The organism is Streptomyces sp. NPDC003011, assembly GCF_053591515.1.
On sequence record NZ_JBSFTY010000063.1, the window covers coordinates 1 to 24224 of the forward strand.

Consider the following 24224-nt stretch of genomic DNA (forward strand, 5'->3'; position numbering starts at 1 on the left):
CGCTGTGATGCGCCGGACGCGGGCGGGCAGTGGTGCGTTCGGCGGGACCCGCACGTCGTGCCGGTGGTGCTGCCCCGCGGCCGCGCAGGACGCACTGATGGACGGCGTGCCCGATAGCCCGGTGCACATCCAGCAGGTACGGAAACGCGACGCGGCGGACCGCTCCTTCAGGCAACGCCGCACCCATGGCCATCATCGGAACGCGATCCGGCAGCCGGTGCCCTCATGTTCGACCGCCCCCACCCGGACGAGCATCCTGAGGACGCGGTGCGGGCCGGCAACGCCACTGGGCAGCCCTCGCGCGGGGCCCTGCTGCGCGTTGTGCGGACGATGACGCCAGGTCAGGACAGGCCAGGTCATCGCAGAGGTGAGGGCTCTGCCCGCTCTGACCTGCTGCGGTCGAGCCCGTGGTCGGGGTCCAGGACGGCCGTGGTCGGGCTTGTGGTCGGGGGTGCGCGCGGAAGGGACTGCGCAGACCGCTGTGATGAATGTGCGGGTGACTGGCTCCATCCGACTCTCCGGTGGGGGGTTCGGACGGGGCGCCATACGGGTGCGGTTGGGCCGTCCTTGAGCATGTCGACCAGAGGGGCCACGAGAACGGGGACGTGACGCAGAAAACCGGCCAGAGCCAGGCCTCTGGCGGCTGCATGCAGGGCGCCGATACGGATCTCGACACGCCGTGCCGCTGGAAGACGTGGTGCCGAGTGTCGCCCGGCGTCGCCGCGTGGTCTGCCGCGCGCGGTTCGCTCTGTCGCCCTGACAGGCCAGGGAGCCGGCCATGGGCTGACGGTGACCGAGACCGCACTCGCCTTCCTCCAGCCCCGGCCGGACCCGTACCATCCAGCACGAACAGCAGTTGGTGTAAGCGACGGCCTGGAGGCGAGCGGTCCGCCCGGGCGGAGTCGCAGGAGTCTCAAAGGTGGGATGCGCGATCCCGCAACTCGCGTTTCTCGGTGTCCGCGACGTCGAAGGAGCGGAAGGACACGAACTCCGCCCAGGCGTCCGACCACAGCTTCACGATCCAGCAGGGCAAGGATGACAGGGACGGCGGGATACAGCGACGGCGGGATACAGCGACTGCGGGGTACAGCGACTGCGGGATACAGCGACGAGAGCACAGTGGCCACGGCCATGAGTTTCTGTGTGGTCGCCTCCGGATACACAGTGGCGGCCGTCCCACCATGCCCGCTGCCACCGCTGCCGCCCACGCTCCTGTCGGCATGGTTCATCGGCCGCCGTACGACGGCAATACGCCTGCGATGACAACGACGTACACCACTCGGCTCAGTGCCACCGGCCACAGACCGCTGTCGCCGTCCACCTGAGCCATGGCCAAGAACTGCAGACCGAACAATCCCACGCTGACCGCCAGGGCGCTCGGTGCCGTCGGGCATCGCCGCGTTTCTCTCCCCGGCCGCGTCCGACGTATCCTGCGGGACCAGCCACGGCGCCGGCGGTACGGCAGCCATGCCGACCCACATCAGCGCGGCGGGGCGCTCCCTGAGCAGCACCACGCCCGCCAGCACCGACAGTGCGGCGTCGGCCAGCCCTTGTGGTCCTCGCAGAGCAACGACAGCCCGGCGTGACGCTTGTGTTCCAGGCGGACGGAAATGTCATGATCAAGTCTGGCGGCACCGTGCACTGGGCCGCAGGCACGGAGATCTGACCCCGTCGGGGCCATATGCGCTTCGGCCTGGCACCCGGCTTCCCGGGTGGTGCGGGCGGCCTGTCGTCGTGGCGCAGGTCGTGGGCGTGATCGGTGCGGCACTCAGGCGCCGAGCGATCCGTACCGCCCTGACCGGCGCGGTCCGGATGGCCGTGAGCCAACCGGGGCGGTATCGCGAGGCCGGTCGCCTCGCCATGGCCGTTCCGGTCGCCGGAACACCCCCGCGAAGCACACCCCACCCCCTCATGACGATCGTCTGACCCGCCCCGCAGACCCCTGTCCCGCCCGCACCCCCCTCTGTCGTTGACCCGCACCCGTCTGACCTTTCTGTGCAGTTCCCCGAAAAACCCTGACAGAGCCCTGAACCGGCCTCCCTTGAACGCGATCCCCGCACCCCGGAGGCTTGAAGCCGCGGGTCGGCGTGGGCATGTGAGGGAGGCCGGACGCGACATGTACTGCCGTTATGTCATGGCCATTACAGGAGAGAGGAGTGGGCACGCATGCACAGCACTCTGATCGTCGCCAGGCTGGAACCGGGCGCGGGCGCGCACGTGGCCGGCCTGTTCGCCGATTTCGACGCGACCGAGATGCCGCACAGGATGGGGACCAGGCGGCGCCAGCTCTTTCACTACCGGGGGCTGTACTTCCACCTCCAGGACTTCGACGAGGACAACGGGGGAGAGCTGATCGAGGCGGCGAAGACCGACCCCCGGTTCGTCGGGATCAGCAACGACCTGAAGCCGTTCATCGAGGCGTACGACCCGGCGACCTGGCGCTCACCGGCGGACGCGATGGCGACGCGGTTCTATTCGTGGGAGGCGTCCGCGTGAGCGCGCGTCGCGTCGTCATCACGGGGCTCGAGGTTCTCGCGCCGGGTGGCGTGGGCGCCAAGAACTTCTGGAGCCTGCTGAGTGAGGGGCGTACGGCGACGCGGGGAATCACCTTCTTCGACCCCGCGCCGTTCCGCTCCCGCGTCGCCGCCGAGATCGACTTCGATCCGTACGAGCACGGCCTCACCCCGCAGGAAGTGCGCCGCATGGACCGGGCCGCCCAGTTCGCGGTGGTCGCGGCGCGCGGCGCGGTCGCGGACAGCGGGATCGAGTTCGCCGACCTCGACCCGTACCGCACCGGCGTCACCATCGGGAGCGCGGTCGGCGCCACGATGGGCCTGGACGAGGAGTACCGCGTCGTCAGCGACGGCGGCCGCCTCGCCCTCGTCGACCACGCGTACGCGGCACCGCACCTCTACGACCACCTGGTGCCCAGCTCCTTCGCCGCCGAGGTCGCCTGGGCGGTCGGCGCAGAGGGCCCCGCCACCGTCGTGTCCACCGGCTGCACCTCGGGCATCGACTCCGTCGGGTACGCCGCCGAGCTGATCCGCGAGGGAGCCGTGGACATCATGGTCGCCGGCTCGTCGGACGCGCCGATCTCCCCGATCACCATGGCCTGCTTCGACGCGATCAAGGCCACCACTCCCCGCCACGACGACCCGGCCCACGCCTCCCGCCCCTTCGACGGCACCCGCAACGGGTTCGTGCTCGGCGAGGGCGCGGCCGTGTTCGTGCTGGAGGAACTCGACAGCGCCCGCAGGCGCGGCGCCCACATCTACGCGGAGATCGCCGGGTACGCGACCCGCTCGAACGCCTACCACATGACCGGACTGCGCCCCGACGGCGCGGAGATGGCCGAGGCGATCCGGGTCGCCCTCGACGAGGCGCGGCTGCCCGGCGAGGCCATCGACTACATCAACGCGCACGGCTCGGGCACGAAACAGAACGACCGCCACGAGACGGCCGCGTTCAGGCGCAGTCTCGGCGCGCACGCCTACCGCACCCCGGTCAGCTCGATCAAGTCGATGGTGGGCCACTCCCTGGGCGCGATCGGCTCCATCGAGATCGCCGCCTCGGTGCTGGCCATGGAGTACGACGTCGTCCCGCCGACCGCCAACCTCCACACCCCCGACCCCGAGTGCGACCTCGACTACGTGCCGTTGCAGGCCCGTGACCAGCTCACCGACGCGGTACTCACCGTTGGCAGCGGGTTCGGCGGGTTCCAGAGCGCGATGGTGCTGGCCGAGCCGGAAAGGAAGCAGGTGTGAGTACGGCGACCGTCGTGGTGACCGGACTCGGCGTCGCCTCGCCGACCGGGCTCGGGACGCGCGAGCACTGGGCGGCCACGCTCGAGGGCCGCAGCGCCATCGGCCGCCTCACCCGCTTCGACCCGTCCGGCTACCCGGCGAAACTCGCCGGCGAGATCACCGGGTTCACCGCCGAGGAGCACCTGCCGGGCCGGCTCATCCCGCAGACCGACCGGATGACCCGGCTCGCCCTCGCCGCCGCCGACTGGGCGCTGGCCGACGCGGGCGTACGCCCCGATGAGCTGGCCTCCTTCGACATGGGCGTGGTCACCGCGAGCGCGTCCGGCGGCTTCGAGTTCGGCCAGAACGAGCTGCGCAAGCTGTGGAGCCAGGGCAGCCAGTACGTGTCCGCGTACCAGTCCTTCGCCTGGTTCTACGCCGTCAACAGCGGCCAGATCTCCATCCGCAACGGCATGAAGGGCCCCAGCGGCGTCGTCGTCAGCGACCAGGCCGGCGGCCTCGACGCGGTCGCCCAGGCCCGCCGGCAGATCCGCAAGGGCACCCGTCTTGTCGTGTCCGGCGGCGTCGACGCCTCCCTGTGCCCCTGGGGCTGGGTCGCGCAGCTCGCCGGCGGCCGGCTCAGCACCAGCGAGGACCCCGCCCGCGCCTACCTCCCCTTCGACCGCGACGCCTGCGGCCATGTGCCCGGCGAGGGCGGCGCGATCCTGATCCTGGAGGCCGCCGAGTCCGCCCGCGAACGCGGCGCCCACTCCTACGGCGAGATCGCCGGATACGGCGCCACCTTCGACCCCAGGCCCGGCAGCGGGCGCCCGCCCGGCCTGCGCAAGGCCGTCGAACTCGCCCTCGCCGACGCGGGCGCCCAACCCGCCGACGTGGACGTCGTGTTCGCCGACGCGGCCGGCGACCCCGACCTCGACCGCGCCGAGGCCGACGCGCTCACCCAGGTCTTCGGCCCGTACGGCGTCCCGGTCAGCGGCCCCAAGACGATGACCGGCCGCCTCTATTCGGGCGCCGCCCCCCTCGACCTGGCCACCGCCCTGCTCGCCCTGCGCGACGGGATCGTCCCCGCCACCGTCAACGTCAAGCTCTCCCCCGAGTACGACCTGGACCTCGTCGTCGACCGGCCGCGCCGCCTCGGCCTGCGCACCGCGCTGGTCCTGGCCCGGGGACACGGCGGCTTCAACTCCGCCGTCGTCCTGCGGGCGCCCGCACCGCGCTGACCGCCCCGCCCAGAAGGACCGTTTCCGCGTACGCGCCCCAAAGCCCCGCACGCGCCCCCCACCCAGCCCCCCACCGGAAGGACCCTCCCCGTGTCTGCCGACCCGTTCACCCTCGCCGATCTCAAGCGCATCCTCCTGGAGGCCGCCGGCGCCGAAGAGGGCGTCGACCTCGACGGAGACGTCCTGGACACCGAGTTCACCGCGCTCGGCTACGAGTCGCTGGCCCTCCTGGAGACCGGCAGCCGGATCGAGCGCACGTACGGCATCGCCCTCGACGACGACCTGCTGACCGACGCGCTGACCCCGCGCGCCCTCATCGGCGTCGTCAACGACCTGCTGACCGTCTCCCGCACCGTCTGAGAGGCCGCCATGACCACGACCACCACCGGCCGCGTCGCTCTCGTCACCGGCGCCACCAGCGGCATCGGCCTGGCCGTCGCCCGGCTGCTCGCCGTCCAGGGGCACCGCGTGTTCATCGGTGCCCGTGACGCGGAGAACGTCGAGGCCACCGTCAAGGAACTTGTCGCCGAAGGGCTCGACGTGGCCGGTACGACCGTCGACGTCCGCGAACCCGAGGCCGTACGGGCCTTCGTGCGGGCCGCGCTGGAGCGGTTCGGGACGATCGATGTACTCGTCAACAACGCGGGCCGGTCCGGCGGCGGCGTCACCGCCGACATCGCCGACGAGCTGTGGGAGGACGTCATCGAGACGAACCTCACCAGCGTCTTCCGGCTCACCCGCGAGGTCCTCACCACGGGCGGGCTGCGCCACAAGGACCGGGGCCGCATCATCAACATCGCCTCCACGGCCGGCAAGCAGGGCGTCGTGCTGGGCGCCCCCTACTCCGCGTCGAAGCACGGCGTCGTCGGCTTCACCAAGGCCCTCGGCAACGAGCTCGCGCCCACCGGCATCACCGTCAACGCGGTCTGCCCCGGGTATGTCGAGACGCCGATGGCGCAGCGGGTCCGGCAGGGGTACGCCGCCGCCTACGACACCAGCGAGGACGCGATCCTGGAGAAGTTCCAGGCGAAGATCCCGCTCGGCCGGTACTCCACCCCGGAGGAGGTCGCGGGCCTGGTCGGCTACCTCGCCTCCGACACCGCCGCCTCCATCACCGCACAGGCCCTCAACGTCTGCGGCGGCCTCGGCAACTTCTGACCAGGACCCAGGACCATGACGAAGGAGCCCCGACCATGCCAACCCGTGAGGTCGAGCACGAGATCACCGTCGGCGCCCCCGCGGCGGCCGTCTACCGCCTCATCGCCGACGTGGTGAACTGGCCCCGGATCTTCCCGCCCACCATCCACGTCGACCAGGTCGAGCACACCGGCGCCGAGGAACGCATCCGGATCTGGGCCACCGCACACGGCGAGGCCAAGAACTGGACCTCCCGCCGCACCCTGGACCCGGAGCGCCTGCGCATCACCTTCCGGCAGGAGATCAGCACCCCGCCGGTCGCCGCGATGGGCGGCGCCTGGATCATCGAACCCCTCGGCGACAACAAGGCCCGGGTCCGGCTCACGCACGACTACCGCGCGGTCGACGACGACCCGGAAGGGCTCGCCTGGATCGACGAGGCCGTCGACCGCAACAGCCGCTCCGAACTCGCCGCGCTGCGCACCAACGTCGAAGCCGCCCACGCCGCCGAGGACCTGGCGTTCTCCTTCACCGACAGCGTCACCGTCACCGGCGCCGCCAAGGACCTCTTCGACTTCGTCAACGAGGCGGACCAGTGGGCCGAGCGGCTCCCGCACGTCGCGTCCGTACGCCTCACCGAGGACACCCCGGGACTCCAGACCCTGGAGATGGACACCCGCGCCAAGGACGGATCCACGCACACCACCAAGTCGTACCGCGTGACCTTCCCCCACCACCGCATCGCCTACAAGCAGGTCACCCTGCCCGCGCTGCTGACCCTGCACACCGGCGTGTGGACCTTCGAGGAGACCGGGGAAGGCACCGTCGCCTCCTCCCAGCACACCGTCAGCCTCAACACCGACACCATCGCCGCCGTCCTCGGAACCGATGCGACCGTGGCCGACGCCCGGACGTACGTCCACACCGCCCTGTCCACCAACAGCCTCGCCACCCTCGGCCACGCCAAGGCGTACGCCGAGACGCTCGCGGGGGAGCGGGGCTGACGTGCCCGACACGCAGGTCGTGGTCGTCGGCGCGGGCCCCGTCGGGCTGCTGCTCGCCGGGGAACTGCGCCTCGGCGGCGCCGACGTCGTCGTACTCGAACGGCTCGAAGAGCCCACCACCGAGTCGCGGGCCTCGACCCTTCACGCCCGCACGATGGAGATCTTCGACAGCCGGGGGCTGTGGGACGGGGAAGACAGCCCGGCGAACGACTCGCGCGGGCACTTCGCCGGGATCCCGGTCGACCTGACACTGCCCGGCAGCCGGCCGGGGCTGTGGAAGGTTCCCCAGTCCGACACCGAACGGCTGCTCGCGCGCTGGGCCGCCGGGCTCGGCGCCGACGTGCGGCGCGGGCAGGAGGTGCGGGCGGTCACCGACACGGGCGCGTACGTCGAGGCCGAGACCGGCGACCACGTCGTACGCGCCGCCTGGCTCGTCGCCTGCGACGGCGAGGACAGCACCGTACGCCGCCTCCTCGGCGCGGACTTCCCCGGCCACGACGCGCGGCGCGAGCTGCTGCGGGCCGACGTCGCCGGGATCGAGGTCCCCGACCGGCGCTTCGAACGGCTGCTGGACGGACTGGCCGTCGCCGCGCGCCGGGCCGACGGGGTGACGCGGGTGATGGTGCACGAGCACGGCGCGCCGGTGCCCGTACGGACCGGGCCGCCCGCGTACGACGAGATCGCGCGCGCCTGGAAGCGGGTCACCGGCGAGGACGTCAGCGGCGGCACCCCGCTGTGGGTGAACGCGTTCGACGACACGACCCGCCAGCTCACCCACTACCGGCACGGCCGCGTCCTGTTCGCGGGCGACGCCGCGCACCGCCAGCCGCCCATCGGCGGCCAGGCCCTCAACCTGGGCCTGCACGACGCCTTCAACCTGGGCTGGAAACTCGCCGCCGAGGTCACCGGACGCGCCCACCCCGGCCTCCTCGACACCTACCACGCCGAACGCCACCCGGTCGGCGCGCGCACCCTGTCCACCATCGAGGCGCAGGCACTGCTGCTGTTCGGCGGCCCCGAGGTGGAACCCGTACGCGCCCTGCTCACCGAACTCATCGGCCACGAACCCGTCCGCGCCCACCTCGCCGCGACGATCGGCGGCCTCGACGTCCACTACGACGGCGTCGGCGCCCGCCTGCCGCACAGCACCGAACTCCTGCGCGCCGGACGGGGGTTGCTCCTCGGCCCCGCCGACATCCTGGACGGCGTCCCCTACGCCCCCGCCGAGCACTGGACCCTCGTACGGCCCGACGGGCACACCGTCTGGGCGGACCCGTCCGACCCGCCGCCCCAAGAGGTGCTCGCCCGCTGGTTCGGCCCACCGACGACGTAAGGAAACCCGCATGCCCCTGATCTCGCCCGACGACGGCTACCTGACCGTCTTCAACCTCTTCGAGACGGACACCCGGCCCCTCCAGGACGACGTGCTCGACGCGATGCGCGACATCATCGACCACGCCGACTACCCCGGCTGGATCTCCTCGACGCTGCACTCGGGCGTGGACGAGCCGGGAACCGTCAACTACATCCAGTGGCGCAGCGCCGCCGACCTCCAGGCCCGGTACGAAAGCCAGAAGTTCCAGCGCAAGACCGTACCGCTGTTCCACAAACTCGCCCGGACCGTACGCCTGTTGAAGACCGAACTGGCCTTCACCCAGCACCACCCCGCGCTGGACCGGGGCATCGAGATCTCGCCGGAACGCGACGACTACACCGTCGTGATCGTCTTCGACACGCGCCCCGAGGACCAGAAGGACCTCCTGGAGACCCTCGCGAAACCGGACGAGTGGATCACGACCGTGCCCGGCTACCGCTCGCACACCTACTTCCGGGGCGTGGACGGCACATACGTCGTCAACTACGCCCAGTGGGACAGCAAGGAGGCGTACGACGCGTTCCACACCCTTCCCGAGGAGCAGCGGCCGGCCGACATCCGCCAGGGCCGGGAGCGGGCGCGGTCCCTCGTCACCGGGCGGCAGGCCAACACCTACCGGGTGACACACTCCCGGTCGGCTCTGCCGGCGAAGGACTGACCGGCATGGCCGACACCGACGTCATCGTCGTCGGCGCGGGGCCGACCGGGCTGACGCTCGCCGGTGAACTGCGCCTGGGCGGCGCGCGCGTGACGGTCGTGGAGCGGCTCGCCGAGCCGACCGGACAGTCCCGGGGGCTGGGTTTCACCGCCCGCGCCATGGAGGCGTTCGACCAGCGGGGACTGCTGCCGCGCTTCGGAACGCCTCAGATCAGCCCTGTCGGCCACTTCGGCGGGGTGCGGTTCGACTACACCGTCCTGCCGGGCGCCCACTTCGGGGCCCGAGGGATACCGCAGTCGCGCACTGAGGCGGTGCTGGAGGAGTGGGCGGTCGAACTCGGCGCGGTCGTCCACCGGGGGTGGGAGTTCACCGGGCTGGACGCCGGTGACTCGGCGGTGGAGATCACCGTACGCACCCCCGAAGGGCCGGGGCGGCTGCGCGCCGCCTACCTCGTGGGCGCCGACGGCGGGCACAGCCCCGTGCGCGCGGCCGCCGGGATCGCCTTCCCCGGCACACCGGCCGCCCGTGTCATGTACCTCGCGGACGTGGTGGGCCGCAAGCTGCGGCCCCGGCCGCTCGGGGAGCGTCTGGAACACGGCATGGTGATGGCGGCGCCCCTGACCGACGAGGTCGACCGCATCATCGTCTGCCCGGACGGCGCCCCGCCCCGCGAGGACGCCGCGCCCGTCACGTTCGCCGAGGTCGCCGACGCCTGGCGGCGGCTCACCGGCGAGGACATCGCCGACGCCGACACCGAGTGGGTCAGCTCCTTCACCGACGCCACCCGGCAGGCGGCCACCTACCGCGCGGGCCGGGTCCTGCTCGCCGGGGACGCCGCCCACGTCCACCTCCCGGCCGGCGGCCAGGGCATGAGCACCGGCATCCTGGACGCCGTCAACCTGGGCTGGAAGCTCGCCGCCGAGGTCACCGGACGCGCCCACCCCGGCCTCCTCGACACCTACCACGCCGAACGCCACCCGGTCGGCGCCCGCCTGCTGCTGAACACCCGCGCCCAGGGCACGGTCTTCCTCGGCGGCAGGGAGTCCGACCCGCTGCGCGCCCTGTTGGCCGAACTCATCGCGTACGACGACGTCAAACGCCATCTCGCCGGCGCGGTCAGCGGTATCGACGTCCGGTACGACCTCGGCGGCGGCCACCCGCTGACGGGCGGGCGCGTCGCACCCCGCGCCCTGGTCGGGCCCGCCGGTCGGACCAGCACCGCCCGGCTCCTGCACCCGGCGCGCGGCGTCCTCCTCGACCTCGCCGACGACCCGGAGATCCGCACGGCCGCCGCCCCCTGGCACGACCGGGTGACCGTCACGACCGCCAAGCCGGCCGACGACCCGTACGACGAACTGGCGGGCCTGCACGCCCTGTTGATCCGCCCCGACGGGCACGCCGCGTGGGTGTCCGCCGCGCCCGGCGGCGAGGGGCTCACCGACGCCCTGCACCGCTGGTTCGGTCCCGTCACCGACCGAGAGGCAGTACCGGCATGAGTGAAAAGACCCTCGTCGACCTGCGGGACAGGGCCGACCTCACCGCCCTCGCCGACCGCTACGTCACCCACCTCGACCGCGACCGGCACCGCGACGACTGGTTCGGCGCGGTCTTCACCGACGACGTCCACCTCACCTTCCCCATGGGCGAGTACAAGGGGATCGCGGGACTCACCGAGTTCCAGGAGATGGCCCGTACGACCTTTGAGCGCACCCACCACACCGCGTCCAACTACTCCATCGACGTCGACGGCGACCGGGCCACGATCCGCGCGCACCTGACCGCCGTACACGTCCGCAAGGCCGCCGAGCCCGGCGTCCACTTCACCATCGGCGGGCACTACGAGGCCGGTGCGGTGCGGACCGCCGACGGCTGGCGCATCGACCGGTTCGTCTTCGACCTGGTGTGGCACGAAGGGCAGGGCCCGCAGGGCGCGCCGGGGCACTGACCCGGCGACTTTGCAGAGATCTGACGTACCGCGCAAAGACCTGACATCAGCGCGGCTTGTACGGCCCGACCGGCCCCCGACACACTTCACACGGGCCTGTCGGTGTGTCCCGGTCCAACCCCACCGGCCAACCCCGCCGCCAAGGAGGAAGCTCCGCCATGCCCCCAGGCTCCAGTGAACTGCCCCTGCATGCGCAGGTGTTGCAGCTCGTCACCGCAGGATGGCTCGCCCAGGCGGTCAGTGCGACCGCCGAACTCGGCGTCGCCGACGCGCTCGCCGAAGGCCCCCGACCGCTCACCGAACTCGCCGCCGCGACCGACACCCACGCGCCCAGCCTCTACCGGCTGCTGCGGGCCGGCGCCGATATCGGCCTGTTCACCGAACACGACGGCCAGGTCTTCGAACTGACCGCGCTGGGCGACGCGTTGCGCGCCGACAGCCCGGTCAGCCTGCGCAACTTCGCGATCTGGACTGGGCTGCCCGCCGAACGGCACGCCTGGGCCGGCCTCGCCGACGCCGTACGCACCGGGCACACCGCCTTCCCCGAGGTGCTCGGCAAGTCCGTCTGGGACTACCTGCACGACCACCCCGACGTGCTCGGCGTCTTCGACCGGGCCATGACCGAGGCGTCCCGGCAGATCATCGCCCCGGTCGTCGCCGCGTACGACTTCGGGCGGTTCTCGACGATCGTCGACGCGGGCGGCGGGCGGGGCGCGCTGCTGGCCGCCGTCCTCGCCTCCGCGCCCGGGACGCGCGGGATTCTGTACGACCGGCCCGAGGTCATCGCCTCGGCCGGGCAGCCGCTGCGGGACGCCGGGGTGGCCGACCGGGCGGAGCTGGTCGCCGGGGACTTCTTCGAGTCCGTGCCGGGCGGCGGTGACGCCGTGATCCTCTCCAACATCATCCACGACTGGGACGACGAGCAGTCCCGGCGCATCCTGACCAACGCGCGCGCCGCGCTGGCCGACGGGGGACACGTGCTGCTGGTTGAGGCCGTGTTGCCGGACCGGCCCCGGCCGTCGCCGACGGTTTCCCTGATGGACCTCGACATGCTGGTCGTCGCCGGGGGACAGCAGCGTACGGCCGGTGAGTTCGAGGCGCTGCTGGCGGACTCGGGGCTCGAGCTGACGCGGGTCGTGCCGGGTGGGCACTGCAGCGTGGTCGAGGCCGTACGGGTCTGACACGGGGTGTGTCTCCCGTGAGGCCGACTGAAATCCGTACCGAGGAAAGAAGCAGATGACAGAACGGCTCGCACGCAAACCGTGGTTCGGGATCGGACCGGGGATCGCCGTCGACGACGCACCGGAGGTCGCACGCCGGGTCGAGTACGCCGACCGGGCGGGGCTCGACTTCTTCGCCCTGTCCGACCACCCGTACTACGGCGATCGGCTGGAGGCGTACAGCACGCTCGGCCTGCTCCTCGGCCGGACCCGGACCATCACCGGCGTCACGACTGTGACCAACCTGCCGACCCGCCCGGTGCCGCTGCTGGCCCGCACCCTGTCGACGCTGTCCGCGCTCTCCGGGGGCCGGGTCGTCCTCGGCATCGGCGCGGGCGGCTACTGGGACGACATCGCCCGCTTCGGTGTCACCCGGCTCGACCCGGCCGCCGCCGTACGCGCCCTGGAGGAGGCCATCGGCCTGGTGCGGGCGCTGTCCGACGGCCCCGCCCCGGTCACCCTGGACGGCGAGTTCACCAAGGTCGTCGGGCTCGACCCGGCGCCGGTGCCCGCGCCGCTGGTCTGGACGGGGTCCGTGGGCCCCAAGTCCCTCGCGGTCACCGGGCGTTCGGCCGACGGCTGGATCCCCGGCAACGCGGCGGACTGGCACAGCGAGCGGTACCGCAGCTCACGGCCGCTGGTCGAGGAAGCCGCGCGCTCCGTCGGCCGTGACCCCGCGGACATCGCGACCGTCTTCAACCTGCCGGCCCGCATCACCGACGCCCCCGTCAACGCTCCGCGCGACTCGTCCGGGCGGTGGCTGGGCGGTTCCGTCGGCCAGTGGATCACCGAACTGACCGAGGCCGTCCTGGAACACGGCGCATCCGGGTTCGTGTACTTCGCGTCCGGTGACCCCTCCGGGCAGGTAGGCCTCGGCCGGTGGGCCGAGGAGATCGTGCCGGCCGTGCGGGAGGCGGTGGCCAAGGGCTGATGACCGAGACCGCGTGCGCTCTCCCGTGGCGTTCGCCGAGGGCCGGCGGCCCGGTGCCCCGCAGGGGTGGTGCCCCGTCCGTGAGGCGTGGGGCCCCACCTCCCTCGCCGTCTCCTCTCGCCGATTCCCCCGAGGTCCTTCGAGACCCGAGTTCCTTCGAGAAAGGTCCTGAGATGCCCACCAGAACCACCCGCTCGCGCCGTCGGCTCCGTCTCGCGGGCGCGCTGCTCGCGGTCGTCCTGCCCGTCGCCGCGTGTTCGGGCGGTGGCGGGGACTCGGGCGGTACGAGTGACGGGGCGCCGCGTGACGGGGGGACGCTGCTGGTCGGGGCCGAGGCGGATCCGGGGTGCCTGGATCCGCAGCAGACGGGGCAGATCAGCGCGATCGACATCACCCGGTCCGTGGTCGACTCGCTCACCGCTCAGGATCCGAAGTCCGGCAAGATCGTGCCGTGGCTGGCGAAGTCGTTCACGACCAGCGCGGACGGCAGCGCGTTCACGTTCGTGCTGCGCGACGGCGTCACCTTCAGCGACGGCAAGCCCGTCGACGCGGCGGCGGTGAAGGCCACGTTCGACAACCTGGTGAAGCTGCCCGCGAACGGCGCCCCCAGCCATCTGATCGGCTACCAGGGCACGACCGTCACCGACGCGCACACCCTCACCGTCAGGTTCGCGACGGCCAACGCCCAGTTCCTCCAGGCGACGTCGACCGTCGGCCTGGGGATCCTGTCGCCCGCGTCGTTCACGGCCTCGGCCGCCGACCGCTGCCGGGGCACGTTCATCGGCTCGGGCCCGTACGTCCTGGACCACTACACCACCAACCAGGAAGCCGTCCTCAAGAAGCGGGCGGACTACGCCTGGCCGTCGTCCCTCGCCACGCACAAGGGCGCCGCCCACCTCGACCAGGTGACGTTCACGTTCATCCCGGAGGCCGGCGCCCGCACCGGCGCCCTCTCCTCCGGTCAGGTCGACATGGCCAAGGCCCTCCAGCCCACGGACGAGGCCCAGTTCAAGGGCAACGGCTTCCGCGTCGTGTCGGCACCGGGTCCCGGGCTCGTACCGCCCCTCTCCCTCAACCACCAGGGGATCCTCGCCGACCAGAAGGTCCGCGAGGCGCTCCTCAAGGGCATCGACCGGCAAGGGCTCGTCGACTCCGTGCTGAGCGACTCGTACAAGCCCGCCACGAGCGTGCTGTCCTCGACGACTCCGTACTACGAGGACTTCTCCGACAAACTCCGCCACGACCCGCAGGGCGCCAAATCCCTGCTGGACAGCGCGGGTTGGAAGGAGGGCAAGGACGGCATCCGGGAGAAGGACGGCAAGCCGCTCGCCCTCACCTGGCTGATCCCCGCGCCGATGCCGCCCGCGAACGAGGCCGTGCAGCAGCAGCTCCGGAAGATCGGCGTCGACCTGAAGCTGAAGGCCGTCACCCCCGCCGTCTACGTCGAGCAGCAGCAGAAGGGCAACTTCGACCTCACCGCCGTCGGTGTCACCCGCGCCGACCCGGACGTCCTGCGCAACATCTTCTACTCCAAGAGCGCCAACCTCTGGCACCTGCCGCCGAGCGAACTCGACACCTACCTGGAGCAGGAGGTCGCGGCGACCGACGCGAAGACCCGCCAGAGGGCCGTGTCCAACGCGGTCCGCTGGATCCTCGACCACGCCGACACCGTCCCGCTGTACGAGGGCGCCCAGGTCCACGGCGTCTCCGACAAGGTCAAGGGCTTCACGCTCGACGCCTCCAACCGGTTCGACCTGTACGACACCTGGCTGGGCTGAGGGAGGTAGACAGTGCACACGGCCCGGTACGCGGCCACCCGGACACTGCGCGCGGTGTTCGTCGTCTGGGCCGCGTTCACCCTCACCTTCGTCGCGCTGCGGCTGCTGCCCGGCGACCCGGTCGCGCTCATGCTCAGCGGACGCGGCGGCTTCGCCGAACTGACCCCGCAGCAGGTCGCCCAGGCGCGCGCCGAACTCGGCTTCGACCGGCCGCTGATCCTCCAGTACGGCTCCGCGCTCGCCGGCGCGCTCCACGGCGACCTCGGCGCGTCCCTCCAGACCGGGCAGCCGGTCTCCCGCATGATCGCCGACGCGATCCCGCCGACCCTCCAGGTCGGCACCCTCGCCATGCTGCTCGCGCTGACCCTGGGCACGCTGCTCGGGGTCGCCGCGAACCTCACCGCGAGCCCTCTCCTGAGCCAACTCCTGCGCTCACTGCCGTCGTTCGCGGTGTCCCTGCCGTCCTTCTGGGTGGGGCTCGTCCTGATCCAGTTCCTCTCCTTCCGCTGGCACCTCTTCCCCTCCCTCGGCGACAGCGGCTTCGACAGCGTGATCCTGCCCGCCTGCACCATGGCGATCCCGGGAGCCGCACTCGTCGCCCAGGTCCTCGGCAAGTCCCTCCACACGACCCTCCAGGAGCCGTACGCCGACACCGTCCGCGCCACGGGCGCGGGCCGGGCCCGGCTCCTGTTCGGCCACGGGCTGCGCAACGCGGCCATCCCGGCCGCGACCGTCGCCGGGATGCTCGTCGGCTCGCTGATCGGCGGCGCGGTCGTCGTCGAGACGGTCTTCTCACGGCCCGGCATGGGCCGCATCACCCAGTCCGCCGTCTCCGCGCAGGACCTGCCGGTGGTCCAGGGGGTCGTGGTGGTCGCCGCTCTGGCCTTCGCGGTGGTCAACCTGCTGATCGACCTGCTGTATCCGGTGCTCGACCCCCGCATCCGCGCCACGGGACGGCTGGTGACCGCATGACGACGCTGACTCCCTTGCCCGTCGAGCCGGTCCAGGAGCCCGCACGGCTTCGCCGCGTGTTCTCGGCCCCACTGCGCTCACCCGGCGCCACGCTCTCCGTCCTCGTCCTCGCGCTGGTCCTCGGCTGGGCCCTCGTACCGGACTGGTTCACCTCCCGCAGCCCCCTCACCGGCGTGCCGGCGGACCGCTTCCAACCGCCGAGCGCCCAACACCTTTTCGGAACAGACCAGTTGGGCCGCGACATCTACGCCCGAATGGTCCACGGCGCAGCCCTGTCGCTGCGCGCCACCGCCCTGGCCATCCTCATCGCCCTGGGCGGCGGAGTGATCCTCGGGCTCGTCGCCGGGTTCTTCGGCAGCTGGACGGACGCGGTCATCATGCGGGCCGTCGAGGTCACGATGTCCGTCCCGCCGCTCCTGCTCTCGCTCACGCTCGTCACCGCGCTCGGCGTGGGCACCGGCCAGATCGCTGTCGCCATCGGGGCGACCAGTGTCGCCGCGTTCACCCGGGTCATGCGGGCGGAAGTACTGCGCGTACGGGCCGCACCGTACGTCGAGGCCGCGATCCTCTGCGGCGCGCGATGGTGGCGCATCCTCCCCCGCTACATCCTCCCGCCCGCCATCGGCCCCGTCCTGGCCCTGGCCGCCCTCGACTTCGGCCTCGTCGTCCTCGCCGTCTCCAGCCTGGGCTTCCTCGGCTACGGCGAACCCCCACCGGCCCCCGAATGGGGCTCCCTCGTCGCCGACGGCCGCAACTACCTCGCGACGGCCTGGTGGCTGACTACTCTGCCCAGTCTCACGGTCACGGTCGTCGTCCTCGCGGCGAACCGGCTGTCACGGGTGCTCGAAGCGGAAGGGGGGCATCGGTGAATCCGGTGGAACCGGTGCGTGATCACGACGCGGCGCGGGTTCGGGGGCTTGCCGGGCACGGCAGTGACCCGGCGCCGGAGCAGGACTTCTCCGCTCACGGCTCGGCGGGGGACCGGGGTTCTCGCCCGGCGGCCGGGTACGACGACGGCGCGGCCGGGAGCCCCGGTGCTCGCGCCGCGGTTCCCCCTGCGGAGTCGGCCGGGGATCCACTGCTGGCCGTGCGAGGGCTGCGGATCGGGTACCGCGCCGCGCGTGGTGCGCACCTCGCTGTGGACGGGCTCGATCTGCGAGCGGATGCCGGGGAGATCACCGCTGTGGTGGGGGAGTCCGGGTCGGGGAAGAGCAGTACCGCTCATGCGCTGGTCGGGCTGTTGCCGGCCGGGGGTGTGGTGCTGGGCGGTTCTGTCCGGTTTCAGGGCCAGGAGCTGACCGGGCTCGGGGAGCGGGCGTGGCGGGAGGTGCGGGGGCGGCGTATCGGGCTGATCCCGCAGGACCCCGGTGTCAGCCTCGACCCGGTCAAGCCGGTCGGCGCGCAGGTCGCCGAGGTGCTGCGGGTACACGGCCTGGCCACCCGCAGGGACGCCCCCGGCCGAGCCGTCGACCTCCTCGCCGAGGCCGGACTGCCCGACCCGGCACAACGCGCCCGCCAGTACCCCCACGAACTCTCCGGTGGCATGCGCCAACGCGTGCTCATCGCCATCGCCACCGCCGCCCGCCCCCGCCTCCTCATCGCCGACGAACCCACCTCGGCCCTCGACGTCACGGTCCAACGCCAACTCCTCGACCACCTCCAGGACGTCGTCACCACCACCGGCACCGCCATGCTCCTGGTCACCCACGACCTCGCGGTGGTCGCCGACCGGGCGCAACACGTGGTGGTGATGTCTCAGGGGCGGGTGGTGGAGGCGGGGCCTGCCGGGCGGGTACTCGCCGACCCCCGACACCCGTACACACGCAAGCTGCTGGCGGACGCGCCGACCCTGACGGCCCGAGCTCCGCGTGCACGTTCCAGCAAGGCGGGCTCCGCCCCGGTGGCTGCGCCCGGTACCACGCCGGCGGATGCGCCCGGTGATGCTCCGCCGCTCATGGCCCGGCTTCTCCGCCGCCGCTCCTCCTCCCGCACGGCTGCCCCCGCGTCGGCGGACGCGGCCACCCCCGCCGCTCGGCCCACCTGCGGCGAACTGGACCCACCGGCTCCCCTGTTGAGCGTCACCGGTCTCACCCGGGCCTTCCCCGTCCGGGGGCCGGTGCTGTCAAGGCGCCGTACACGCACCGCCGTCGACGGGGTCGGGTTCGCGCTGGGCAGGGGGGAGACCCTCGGGGTGGTGGGGGAGTCCGGGTCGGGGAAGTCGACGACCGCGCGGATGATTCTCGGGCTGGAGCGGGTCGACAGCGGCACGGTGCTGCTGGACGGGGTCGATGTCACCACCGTGCGGGGAGCCGCGCGGCGGGCTCTGCACCGTCGTATCCAGCTTGTCTACCAGAACCCGTACGCCTCGCTGAACCCCCGTTTCACCGTCGAGGAGTTGCTGACCGAGCCGTTGCGGAACCACGGGATCGGGAGCAGGGCGGAGTGGGGCGGGCAGGTGCGGCGGCTGCTCGACGATGTGGCGCTGCCGGCCGGCGTGGAGCGGCGCAAGGCAGCCGAGTTGTCCGGGGGGCAGCGGCAACGGGTCGCCATCGCGCGGGCGTTGGCGCTCGGGCCGGAGGTGCTGGTGTGCGACGAGCCGGTGTCCGCGCTCGACGTCACCGTTCAGGCCCGGATCCTGGAGCTGCTCGTCGGGCTTCAGGAGCGGCGTGGGCTGAGTTATCTGTTCATCTCTCACGATCTGGCTGTCGTCGCGCAGGTCAGTGACCGGATCGCGGTCATGCGCGGAGGCCGGATCGTGGAGAGCGGGCCCGCGGCGGAGCTGCTGAGGGCGCCGCAACACCCCTACACCCGGGAGCTGCTGGCCGCCGTGCCGGGCCGCAGCGCGACGGAGGACATTCCATGCAGCTAGGGCTCATCACGTTCGGCAGTCTTCTGCCCGACCCGCTCACCGGCAAGACCCTCACCCAGCGCCAGCGGCTGCGGGACGTGGTGCGCGCGGCGGCGGAGGCGGAGGACGCCGGGTTCGTCTGGTACACCGTCGGCGAGCACCACTTCGGGGAGCGGGACGTCATCTCCTCGCCCGCGCTGGTGCTGGCCGCGATCGCGGAGCACACGTCGACGATCAGGCTGGCGACAGGAACCACCCTCGTCGCCAACCGCGACCCCGTACTCGTCGCCGAGGACTACGCGCTCGTCGACCTGTTGTCCGGCGGCCGGCTCGAACTCATCGCGGGCGGCTCCTTCTTCCCCGAGCCGTACGCGGTGTTCGGCCAGTCCCCTGAGTCGAAGGCAGCGCGCAAACGGGAGAACACGGAGCTGCTGATCCGGTTGTGGACCGAGGAACGGGTCACCTGGCAGGGCGAGTTCAGGCCGCCGCTGGCCGAAGTCACCGTACAGCCGAGGCCGTGGCAGCCGAAGCCGCCGCTGTGGATCAGCGGCGGGGTCGGGTCGGAGTCCGTGCAGCTCGCGGTGGAACACGGGCTGCCGCTGGTCGTGGGGACCACCGCGCGTGAACCCGGCGCGTTCGTACCGGTCTTCGACGCGTACCGCACCCTGTGGAAGGAGAGCGGACGCGCCGACCCGCCCGGCAGGCTCGGCGCCGCCAGCCACGTCTTCGTCGCCGAGTCGTCCCAACGGGCGCGCTCCGTGTGGGCGCCCTACATCACCAACTACCTGACCGTGAAGAAGCCCGGCACCCCGCACGTCACGACCCCGCCGGACTTCGACACGTACATCGGCGACAACGGGCCCGCGATCTGCGGCAGCCCCGCCGAGGTCGTCGACAAACTGGGCCGCCTGCACGAGCTGTGGGGTCACGACCTGCACCTCCTCGCCATCGACGTCGGCGGCATCCCGTACGCGGAGGTCCAGGCGGCCACCGAACTGACCGCCGCCGAGGTCCTTCCCCAGGTCGCCGGTCTCGGGACCGAGGCGGTGACCGGTGCCTGAGCTGCCGCCCGTGGTCGACGCCGGGTGGGTGCGCGCCCACCGCGACACCCTCGTCCTCGCCGACGTCCGCTGGTTCCTGGACGGCCGCAGCGGCTACGACGCCTACCTCACCGGCCATCTGCCCGGCGCGGTCTGGGTCGACGTCGACACGGTCCTGTCCGCCCCGCCCGACGAGACCGGCGGACGCCACCCCCTGCCCGAACCGGCCGCGTTCGCATGGGCGTTGGGTGCGCTCGGCGTCGGAGACGGTACGACCGTGGTGGCGTACGACGCCGACGGCGGGCCGTACGCCGCCCGGCTGGTGTGGCTGCTGCGCCGCACCGGACGGCCCGCCGCCCTGCTCGACGGCGGGCTGGCCGGCTGGCCCGGCGAGACCGAGACCGGCACCGTCGTACTCCCCGAGGCGCGGCTGACGCCGGTGCAGTGGCCCAAGGAGGCGCTGCGGAGCGCCGATCAGGTCGCGGCGGGCGACGCGATCGTCCTCGACGCCCGTGCCGCCGACCGGTACTCCGGTGCGCACGTCCTGCCGACGGACGTCCGTTCCGGCCACATCCCCGGCGCCCGCAGCGCCCCCTGGAGCGCGAACCTCACGCCGGACGGCACCTTCCTGACGCCCACTCAGCTGGCCGAGCGTTACCGGGAACTGGGGGTCCGAGACGGCACCGACGTCGTCGTCTACTGCGGCAGCGGAGTCACCGCCTGCCACGACCTCCTCGCCCTCGAACACGCCGGCATCACCGGCACAGCCCTCTACCCGGGCTCCTGGTCCGCCTGGTCGAGGGACCTGTCCCGGCCGGTGGCGACGGGCGTGGAGCCCGGGTAGGGGCCGGCATTCACCAGCCCGTCCCGAGCCTCGCCATCGGCTCGATCAACTCCCGTTCCTCGTAAGCGAGATGGGACAGGAGCGTGTCGGTGAGCAGGTCCGTCGCCGCCCGTAACGCCTCCCGTTCCTTGTGGCCGCCCTCCTCGCGGACGAAGGCGACCAGTTCGCGGTCGATGCGCTCGATCAGCCCGTGGACGGCGTGGTGTTCCTCGGTGAGCCGGTCCAGCACCGCGCCGAGCCGGGGGTCGGAGCGGCGCAGGTAGGGGAAGAGGTCCTCGTCCTCCCGGGTGTGGTGCAGGGTGGTGATCCGGCAGTACGACGCGCAGTACGCGCCGAGCGTCCAGGAGTTCTGCCGCAGGCTCAGCCGCTGGATCTCCGATCGTGCGTCGCCCGGGGCGAGGGTGTCGGCCAGCACCTCCCGCACCACTTCGCCGAGCCGGTCGAGATCGGCGCGGAGCTGGTCGTGCGCGGCGACGAGATTCCGGGCCGGCTCCTGCTCGCGACGCGGATAGCGCCGCTCCGGGTCGGCGGGCGGCCCGACGGGGCGCGTCGACTCGTCCCACAACCGCTCGGCGGATCGCCACGCCTTCGGAGGCGGGGTCGGCCGTACGGTCAGCGGATCCCCGGAGGAGGTGGCCGGGGCGGAGGTGGCCGGGACCGGGACCCCGCCAGCACCTGTACGCCGCCCGGCGGCACCGCCCCGACCACCCGCCGCGTCCGCGACAGCCGTACGCGGCCCGGCGGTTGCCGCGTCGACGGCGCCGTCCTGGTCGCCGGCCGCGCCCACGTCCGTACGCCGCCCGGTGGTGCCGGCCCGGCCACGTGCCGCGCCCGATCCGTCCGCCGAACCCGGCGTGTGCGCCGCGCGCTTGCGTTCCGACGTCACCAACTCCCGTGTGGCCGGGGCCACGTCCGCCGCGAACGCCTGGAGCAGGGCCGGCTGATGGGCGGGCAGCAGGAAGCTGCTGGTGCCGTGCTCCAGGGTGAGCGCGGCGAGTTGCTCGGGCCAGGCGTCAAGCGGGCCTTGCGGGAAGCCGTCCGGCCCCGGCGAGAGGTTGTACAGCCGGCGGACCTCGCAGGGGTCGCGGCCCGCGGCGACCGCCGCCTCGTCGACGAGCCGGTGCCCTGCGGCGAGGCGGCCCGGCGGTACGTGCGGGACGCTGGGCAGCCAGCCGTCCGCCGTCGCGCCGGTCAGCTTCAGCATGCGCGGGCCGACGGCGCCGACCCAGATGCCGATGGGGTGCGCGGGTGCGGGGCCCGCGGTGGCGCCGTCGAGCCCGTAGTGCTCGCCGGGCACGCGGACCCGTCGGCCCTCGCTCCACAGCGCCCGGATGACGTCGATGGCCTCGCGGGTCGCCCGGACCGCCTCGCCGGGGCTGCGGCGCGGTCCGCCGTCGGCGGCGATGGCGTCCCAGTACGCCCCGGCTCCCAGCCCCAGTTCGACCCTGCCCCCGCTGAGCAGGTCCAGGCCGGCGGCGGTGCGGGCCAGCACGGCGGGCGGGCGCAGCGGGAGGTTCGCGACGTTCGGGAAGACCCGTACGCGGGTGGTGGACGCGGCGATCACTGCGAGCGCCATCCACGCGTCGAGCAGTTCCGGCCGGTAGGGGTGGTCCGGAACGCTCACCAGATCCAGTCCCGCCCGGTCGGCGACCCGGGCCAGGGCCACCGCGTCATCGGCATGCCCCGCACTCGGCACCACGACGGCACCGAAGAGGAGGTCGTGTCCGTAGTCAGGCATATGTGCGCGAACTCCTGAATTGTGGGTGCGACGTTGGGGTAGTGGTGTCGGCGTCTCCCGGCAGGCGGGGCGGGCGGGGCAGGCGGGGCGGGCAGGGGGCGGCAACCGGCCGGACCAGCAAGGGAGTTGTGCCCGTCAAGCGTGAGAGGGTGCGTCCTGACCCGATGGCTCCGCCACGTTCCCTCCCCGCCGTGCAGCCACCCGCCTCAGGCCCCGTCCCTTCCCCGGCACAGCAACCCCTCAAGCCGCCGACCGCGACTGCTCCTTGTCCGGAGTCACCGGCGCCGGAGTCCTGGCCCAGAACGTGCCCGGCCCCGCCAGTGCGGCCAGAGTCGCGACGCCCAGGGCGATCGCCGACATGACGAACGCGGTGGTGTAGCCGGACTCGGCGGGTATCCGGGTGCCGGGGATCGTCTCGGAGGCGACGACCGACGCGGCGATCTGGGCGCCCAGGGAGCCGCCGATCGTACGCATGATCGTGTTGATTCCGGTCGCCTCGCCGGTCTGGCCGCGGTCGACCGCGCTGACGACGAGGTTCGCGAGGGCGGCGAAGGCGAAGCCGACGCCGATGCCGAGGACCCCGGACCCGACGTACATGGTCCACTCGGTGTCGTGCGCGCCCGCGTAGACCACGAAGCCGACGACGCCGATCAGGCAGGCCAGCACGAGCGGCAGCTTCCAGCCGACGGCCGCGCCGATGCGCCCGGCGAGAGGGCTGGCGATCAGCATCGTCACGGCCATCGGCACCATGAACAGCCCGGCCTCGGTGACGGACGCGTCGAAGCCGTACCCGGCCTGGGACGGGGTCTGGGCGAGCAGCGGCACCAGCGTGAACGCGCCGTACATGCCGAACCCGATGATGAGCGCGGTGAGGTGACTGGTCAGTACGGCGGGTCGGCGCAGCAGTTCGAGGTCGATGAGGGGCTCGCGGACCTTGCTCTCGGCGTATACGAACACCGCGAGCAGGACGGCGGCGGCGAGGAACAGGCCGACGATCCCGCCGGACGTCCAGCCCCACGACCTGCCCTCGCTGATGGCGAGCAGCAGTGCCACGACGCCCGCGCTCATCAGCACCACACCGGCCCAGTCGATGCGCCCGGGGTTGGTGACCGAGGACTCCTGGATGAACGCGGTGACGGCGGCGATGCCGAGCAGGATGACGACCAGTCCGAGCCAGAAGATCCAGTGCCAGTCGAGGGCGTCGACGATCGGGCCGGGGATGACGAGCCCGACGCCGAAGCCGATGCCGAACGTGGACGAGATCAGGCCGATCGCCACCGGCACCCGCTCGCGCGGGAACTGGTCGCGCACGATCCCGAACGCCAGCGGGAAGGCGGCCGACCCGACACCCTGCACCGCCCGCGCCGCGATCAGCAGGGCGAGCGAGTCGGACAGGGCGGCGAGCAGGGTGCCCGCGGCGAAGACGGTGAGGCTGGCGATCAGCACCCGGCGTTTGCCGAACATGTCGCCGACCCGCCCCAGCAGGGCCGTCGCCACCGACGCGGTGAGCAGGAAGGAGCTGAGCACCCAGGAGACGGCCGTCGTCGAGGCGTCGAACTCGCGCTGGAGGTCGGGCAGCGCGGGCACGACCATCGTCTGCATCAGGGAGAAGGACAGGACGGCCAGGAGCAGGGCGGCGAACGGGGCGGCGGTGCCGCGCTGTGCGCCGGGGGCTGGTGTGTCGGTCATGGAGCGGTCCTCCGGGGACGGGCGCCTCGGTCCGCTGTTTCGGAGCACGGAGTGGGCGCCG

20 protein-coding genes are annotated in these 24224 nt (G+C 72.5%); 18 read left to right on the forward strand and 2 right to left on the reverse strand.

The genetic code is table 11. The features are described 5' to 3' along the window. Window positions 1-2166: 2166 nt before the first annotated feature. The 18 genes from ACWD0J_RS28565 (at window position 2167) to ACWD0J_RS28650 (ending at window position 20736) form a co-directional block, all read left to right on the forward strand. Entirely contained in the window at window positions 2167-2496 is a 330-nt protein-coding gene (locus tag ACWD0J_RS28565; RefSeq protein ID WP_451498721.1) for a TcmI family type II polyketide cyclase, read from the forward strand. Further along, the gene (locus tag ACWD0J_RS28570) at window positions 2493-3764 is read left to right on the forward strand and encodes a beta-ketoacyl-[acyl-carrier-protein] synthase family protein (protein WP_451498722.1); all 1272 of its coding nucleotides are present in this window, start codon (window positions 2493-2495) and stop codon (window positions 3762-3764) included. The genes ACWD0J_RS28565 and ACWD0J_RS28570 overlap by 4 nt, the downstream gene beginning before the upstream one ends. Beyond that, the gene (locus tag ACWD0J_RS28575) at window positions 3761-4984 is read left to right on the forward strand and encodes a ketosynthase chain-length factor (RefSeq protein ID WP_451498723.1); all 1224 of its coding nucleotides are present in this window, start codon (window positions 3761-3763) and stop codon (window positions 4982-4984) included. The genes ACWD0J_RS28570 and ACWD0J_RS28575 overlap by 4 nt, the downstream gene beginning before the upstream one ends. Before the next feature lie 90 nt (window positions 4985-5074). Then, window positions 5075-5344, forward strand: coding sequence for an acyl carrier protein (locus ACWD0J_RS28580; protein ID WP_352344356.1), 270 nt, complete (start codon window positions 5075-5077; stop codon window positions 5342-5344). A gap of 9 nt (window positions 5345-5353) precedes the next feature. Next, complete coding sequence (fabG, locus tag ACWD0J_RS28585) at window positions 5354-6142, forward strand: 3-oxoacyl-ACP reductase FabG (protein WP_451498724.1); 789 nt, start codon at window positions 5354-5356, stop codon at window positions 6140-6142. A gap of 35 nt (window positions 6143-6177) precedes the next feature. After that, window positions 6178-7125, forward strand: a complete 948-nt coding sequence (locus ACWD0J_RS28590) for an aromatase/cyclase (protein ID WP_451498725.1) — start codon at window positions 6178-6180, stop codon at window positions 7123-7125. 1 nt (window position 7126) lies between these two features. Continuing rightward, window positions 7127-8458, forward strand: coding sequence for an FAD-dependent monooxygenase (locus ACWD0J_RS28595; RefSeq protein WP_451498726.1), 1332 nt, complete (start codon window positions 7127-7129; stop codon window positions 8456-8458). 10 nt (window positions 8459-8468) lie between these two features. Next, window positions 8469-9158, forward strand: a complete 690-nt coding sequence (locus ACWD0J_RS28600; protein ID WP_451498727.1) for an antibiotic biosynthesis monooxygenase — start codon at window positions 8469-8471, stop codon at window positions 9156-9158. A 5-nt stretch (window positions 9159-9163) separates the two neighbouring features. Continuing rightward, window positions 9164-10654, forward strand: coding sequence for an FAD-dependent monooxygenase (locus ACWD0J_RS28605; protein ID WP_451498728.1), 1491 nt, complete (start codon window positions 9164-9166; stop codon window positions 10652-10654). Next, window positions 10651-11103 (forward strand): nuclear transport factor 2 family protein, encoded by a 453-nt coding sequence (locus tag ACWD0J_RS28610; RefSeq protein ID WP_451498729.1) that lies wholly within the window; start codon window positions 10651-10653, stop codon window positions 11101-11103. Before ACWD0J_RS28605 ends, ACWD0J_RS28610 begins: the two co-directional genes overlap by 4 nt. Window positions 11104-11261: 158 nt before the next feature. Further along, window positions 11262-12284 (forward strand): methyltransferase, encoded by a 1023-nt coding sequence (locus tag ACWD0J_RS28615; RefSeq protein ID WP_451498730.1) that lies wholly within the window; start codon window positions 11262-11264, stop codon window positions 12282-12284. 55 nt (window positions 12285-12339) lie between these two features. Then, window positions 12340-13254: an LLM class flavin-dependent oxidoreductase gene (locus ACWD0J_RS28620; protein ID WP_451498731.1), complete on the forward strand. Its 915-nt coding sequence runs from the start codon at window positions 12340-12342 to the stop codon at window positions 13252-13254. 173 nt (window positions 13255-13427) lie between these two features. Further along, a complete protein-coding gene (locus tag ACWD0J_RS28625) occupies window positions 13428-15032 on the forward strand; it encodes an ABC transporter substrate-binding protein (RefSeq protein ID WP_451498732.1) in 1605 nt (534 codons plus the stop codon). A 12-nt stretch (window positions 15033-15044) separates the two neighbouring features. Then, the gene (locus tag ACWD0J_RS28630) at window positions 15045-16004 is read left to right on the forward strand and encodes an ABC transporter permease (protein WP_451498733.1); all 960 of its coding nucleotides are present in this window, start codon (window positions 15045-15047) and stop codon (window positions 16002-16004) included. Next, on the forward strand, window positions 16001-16873 hold the full coding sequence (locus ACWD0J_RS28635; protein WP_451498734.1) for an ABC transporter permease: 873 nt from the start codon (window positions 16001-16003) through the stop codon (window positions 16871-16873). The genes ACWD0J_RS28630 and ACWD0J_RS28635 overlap by 4 nt, the downstream gene beginning before the upstream one ends. Before the next feature lie 218 nt (window positions 16874-17091). After that, window positions 17092-18873 carry a dipeptide ABC transporter ATP-binding protein gene (locus ACWD0J_RS28640; protein ID WP_451498768.1) on the forward strand — a complete coding sequence of 594 codons (1782 nt, stop codon included), beginning with the start codon at window positions 17092-17094 and terminating at the stop codon, window positions 18871-18873. Further along, window positions 18864-19913, forward strand: a complete 1050-nt coding sequence (locus ACWD0J_RS28645; protein WP_451498735.1) for an LLM class flavin-dependent oxidoreductase — start codon at window positions 18864-18866, stop codon at window positions 19911-19913. Before ACWD0J_RS28640 ends, ACWD0J_RS28645 begins: the two co-directional genes overlap by 10 nt. Then, complete coding sequence (locus tag ACWD0J_RS28650) at window positions 19906-20736, forward strand: sulfurtransferase (protein WP_451498736.1); 831 nt, start codon at window positions 19906-19908, stop codon at window positions 20734-20736. The genes ACWD0J_RS28645 and ACWD0J_RS28650 overlap by 8 nt, the downstream gene beginning before the upstream one ends. Before the next feature lie 10 nt (window positions 20737-20746). Here ACWD0J_RS28650 and ACWD0J_RS28655 read toward each other — a convergent pair whose 3' ends face one another. Both ACWD0J_RS28655 and ACWD0J_RS28660 read right to left on the reverse strand, forming a co-directional pair. After that, window positions 20747-22474 carry an LLM class flavin-dependent oxidoreductase gene (locus ACWD0J_RS28655; protein ID WP_451498737.1) on the reverse strand — a complete coding sequence of 576 codons (1728 nt, stop codon included), beginning with the start codon at window positions 22472-22474 and terminating at the stop codon, window positions 20747-20749. Between the two features lie 240 nt (window positions 22475-22714). Further along, on the reverse strand, window positions 22715-24163 hold the full coding sequence (locus tag ACWD0J_RS28660; protein ID WP_451498738.1) for an MFS transporter: 1449 nt from the start codon (window positions 24161-24163) through the stop codon (window positions 22715-22717). Window positions 24164-24224 lie beyond the last annotated feature (61 nt).